Source organism: Candidatus Culexarchaeum yellowstonense (genome assembly GCF_024707025.1).
Lineage (GTDB): Archaea > Thermoproteota > Methanomethylicia > Culexarchaeales > Culexarchaeaceae > Culexarchaeum.
In genome coordinates, this window is sequence record NZ_JANGFQ010000226.1 from 1 (window position 1) to 4,105 (window position 4,105).

5 protein-coding genes are annotated in these 4,105 nt (G+C 37.6%); 3 read left to right on the forward strand and 2 right to left on the reverse strand.

The window, feature by feature from the left end:
- On the forward strand, nt 1–1,115 hold a 1,115-nt coding region (locus MRT15_RS11695; RefSeq protein WP_304330433.1), incomplete at its 5' end, for a hypothetical protein.
- A 34-nt stretch (nt 1,116–1,149) separates the two neighbouring features.
- On the opposite strand, the gene MRT15_RS11700 is transcribed toward MRT15_RS11695, so the two are convergent.
- Both MRT15_RS11700 and MRT15_RS11705 read right to left on the reverse strand, forming a co-directional pair.
- Entirely contained in the window at nt 1,150–2,433 is a 1,284-nt protein-coding gene (locus MRT15_RS11700) for a hypothetical protein (RefSeq protein ID WP_304330435.1), read from the reverse strand.
- A 153-nt stretch (nt 2,434–2,586) separates the two neighbouring features.
- Complete coding sequence (locus tag MRT15_RS11705) at nt 2,587–3,339, reverse strand: hypothetical protein (RefSeq protein WP_304330436.1); 753 nt, start codon at nt 3,337–3,339, stop codon at nt 2,587–2,589.
- Between the two features lie 161 nt (nt 3,340–3,500).
- Between MRT15_RS11705 and MRT15_RS11710 the strand changes: the two genes are divergently transcribed.
- The gene (locus tag MRT15_RS11710; RefSeq protein ID WP_304330438.1) at nt 3,501–3,824 is read left to right on the forward strand and encodes a hypothetical protein; all 324 of its coding nucleotides are present in this window, start codon (nt 3,501–3,503) and stop codon (nt 3,822–3,824) included.
- A gap of 125 nt (nt 3,825–3,949) precedes the next feature.
- Entirely contained in the window at nt 3,950–4,090 is a 141-nt protein-coding gene (locus MRT15_RS11715) for an HAD hydrolase family protein (RefSeq protein ID WP_304330440.1), read from the forward strand.
- Nucleotides 4,091–4,105 lie beyond the last annotated feature (15 nt).

Consider the following 4,105-nt stretch of genomic DNA (forward strand, 5'->3'; position numbering starts at 1 on the left):
TAATTTTAATGCTTTTTACAATAACTTTAACATCGAAAACCATTGCACAACAAACATATAGCATTAAGGATGCAACCCTAACCGTGTATAAGGATGGCTTAGTACATGTGAAAATAAGCGTAAACGTCAATGAAACAACACCACTAATAACCATGCCACTACTCTCAAGGAACGTGAAAAACATATTAACATACGATGAAAATAAGACTCCACTAAACTATGAAATAAACAATACAAACATAATAGTATACACGCTTGGAGCAACCTTCACAACCATAGAATACGACACCACAGAGTTAACATCAAAAACGGCTGGGCTATGGACCCTCATATTAAACTCACCATTCCAAATAAACATAATACTACCGGAGAATTCCACAATAATCTACATTAACACACCACCAACACAAATATCAACCATAGATGGAAGGATTAAGATTACAATGCCAGCTGGATACTGTGAAATAAGCTATGAAGTAGCAATCTCACCACCAATGGATTACACAATAACATTAGTGCAGTCATCTGCAACCATAATTCAAGGTGAAAGCATATCATCAACCATAACCATAACACTAACCTCTGGAGTTGCAAGCCAAATAACATTATCAGCAATAGGGCAACCTCCAGGCGTAGAAATATCCTTCAACCCACCCATGGGGATACCGCCATTCAATAGTGTAATGAGCATAAAGGTTTCACGGGACACACCACCAGGAATATACACAATAACAATAATAGCAAAGGGTGGAGGCATAACAAAAACTATACCATACACATTAACAGTAAGGGAATATAGAGCTCCAGCACCAATAATACCGCCAATAACGATAGCTGTAGCTATAGGAATCATTGTAATAGCAGCTTACCTAATATGGAAATACCCAATAAAAAGCCTTAGGAGCAGAGGGAAAATTGGGGAGCTAACTGAGGAGGAGGCTGAAATAATTAAATTCCTAAAGGAGAAGGGTGGAAAAGCTTTGGAAGTGGAGCTTAGGGAGAGATTCCCAAACATACCAAGAACAACATTATGGCGAATGGTGAGAAGACTGGAAAGTAAGGGGATTGTGAAAGTTAAAAAGGTTGGATTACAAAACATGATAGAACTAAAATAAAAAAGTTAAGGTTATTTTATTCTACATTAACCTTCTATGGTATCGTAAATTCAGCGTAGGCAGTGACTGGAGTGAAAATCTTCTCACACATGGCATGAACTGCAACCCTATATGTGCCTGCAGGAAGTTCAACCCTCAACACTATATGCCTAGATTCTCCAGGTCTAAGCATCATTAGAACTTGAGCGGATATAGGCGTATAAACTGGCTTCCAAGAACCATCAACACTCCTCTCAATGGTTAATCCGAACGCTGAATTGGGGAATATTAACGTAGCATTCCCAGTATTGGTTATTGTTATGTCGAGTATTATGAAGGGCTTCTTAACACTCTTCTCAACCTTAACTTCAAGTTTAGCATTGAAGTGGTATTGAGCTATGTAGCGAACCCTCTCCATCTCCATATTCATATTCCTAATCTTCTCCATAGCCTTATCCATCTCTTTTATAGCTTGAGTTATATTTCCAAACTTAATATAACTCCTCACCTTTCCAATAAGGTTGTTCTTCATCTCCTGAATTTCACTTAAGTTTTTGAATCCAAACATCTTCAAAACTTCACTGGCATTAACTCCGAGAGATCTGGCTTTCTCAATAATCTTATCAAAGGTTTCATTAACCTTAGCAATGAATTTATCCATTCTTTCAGCACACTTCTCCTCAGCCTTAGACTTAATTATCTTAAGAGCATCTGCAACCAGCTTTTCAGCATCAGCAATCCTATAGGCCACTTCACTCACATTACCCTTAGTGAGGAGACTTCTAAGTTCAGCTGTATTTAGAAGAGCTTCCGCTTCAGATAGTTTCTCATCAGCCTCTGAGGGAATGTTGCCAAGTTCACGTATACTCTTAATGCGCTCCAATGTGCGATTTGCAGCCACAATCAAACCTTCAGCTACAATTACACTCTCCCTCTCTAAATATCCACCAGCCTTACCCACTATCACATGAATGTTCCTAAACACATCCCTAAATATGTCGAGTGCCTGGAAAGTGTAATTCAAAGCCATAATGTAATTTCCAGCAGAATATGTTTCATTAGCTGTTTTCAGTAAGTTTTCACCATTCCCTAAGAGTGTTACATTACCATTAAATGCACCCATCAACCCAGCAGCTGAAATTAGATTCATAAGCGTCTGATTTGCCTTAACATTATTCACCAAGGCTTCAACCCTATTTCTAGATTTGTAGGCAACGTTCAGCATGTTCTCAACACGTTTGGCCTCAGGGTTTATTGGAGTTGCTGAGATAGCTAGAGTTGGGAATAGCATTGGGAGTAGCATTAGCAACACTATGATGGATGAGTAAACCCTCCTCACACAAAATCACCAAATAAATTTAACATAAAGTATAAGATAAGGAATGCCTTGAAATAATGTTTCCAATGAATGGAAAACTTATACCACTGCATTGAAATACATAGTTTATGGAATTGAATAGAGGTAATTGTTATGTTTAATTTCTATTGAAGGTTAGAGGCTGTGTATAATTAGGGGGGTGTATTCTTGTCTTATGCTCAATACCCATACGCCATGCTCCCTTGCGAGTTCTATGGCTTGAGGTGTTACCACCAATGCATATATCACTTTAATTAACTTCGGCCTTAATAGGGTGGGTTTCTTCTCTCTTGCCAATTTAATCTTCTCCTCCAATTCGTAAATAAGGGAGGAGCCAAGCCTAACAACTGTTTCTCCAAAAACGCATATGTCATCACTAGCTCCATAAATGTTTATTTCCGCATTATCAATGAAGACTCTATTTAGCTTCACATTGATCCCAAGTTCCCTCAACCTATAACCCACAACTTCCCAAGCCTCCTCCTCTTCACTAACAACAAGTCTATCCAACGTCACTTTAATACTTCGCACTTCACTCCACAATCTCTCTTGCCCCAACCTTAAATCCCTAACTTCTTCCCAAAGTCTATTCTGACTTTCCCAAAGTCTATTCTGCCCTTCCCTCAAAGCTTTGACTTCCTCCCAGAGCCTATTCTGATTCTCCCAAAGCTTAATTTGATTCTCCCATAACTTCCTCTGCTCTTCCCTCAATTCTTTAATTTCTCTCCAAAGCTTATTCTGCTCTTCCCTTAGATTTTTAAGCTCCACGTATATTCCGTCTATCTTTTTAATTATCTCTGAGAATCCTAGGTAGCCTGCCACCATATAGCGGAATTCAACATCCCTTTCCAGTAAATTTAGGAACTCCTTCTTTAAATCTACGCTCATCACATTATGTTAATGTTGAATATCATATATAAGTGCATCGTGAACATGCAGTAAATTAAAATGTTATTTAAGTGTGCTGGGAAACGTTTTCATGTTATGAATGAAAATGTTTTCAAGGAATCTTTTAGAGTCTTTTCAACGAATATTTTAATGGTGACTCTATGGGAAGGATGAATTACCTGAAAATTATGGGTATAATGCTGGTGCTGTTGATTACAATTATAGCAGCAATATCCACCATAAACCCAACACTATCCTCACCCACAAACCAAAACCACCAAAAAGAAGACGAAATTAGAGAGGTAATTGAGAGGTTGGGTATTAATGGGAGAGGTCCATGGCCTGAAGGATACACTGGATTTGAATTCGAAGTAATCGGATATAGAGATGGATACTTAATTGCCAGAATAATAGCAGTACATGGGACCAGTGACTATAGCTTTGGGGAAATCATTTACATGAAACCACCAAAAATTCCAAATTAAACATACCTTCCTCCTCCACATTTTTTAAATTATGCCTAAATTCTGGCTCATTGCAAACTAGAATTTAATGAAAAGACTAGTTTTCAAATACTGGCGTTTGTTTGCAACTGATTGGAAGATAAGATTTGTACAAAGTTAAATTAGATCCATGTGTTTATGTTGGAGATTATGTTAACGATACTCCAGTTTTTGAGAAAGCTGGATTGTCAATAGCTTTCAATGCAACGAAACAAAGAATTATCGAAGCAACAAAGGTAATTATTTAAAATTTAAAAATGAAT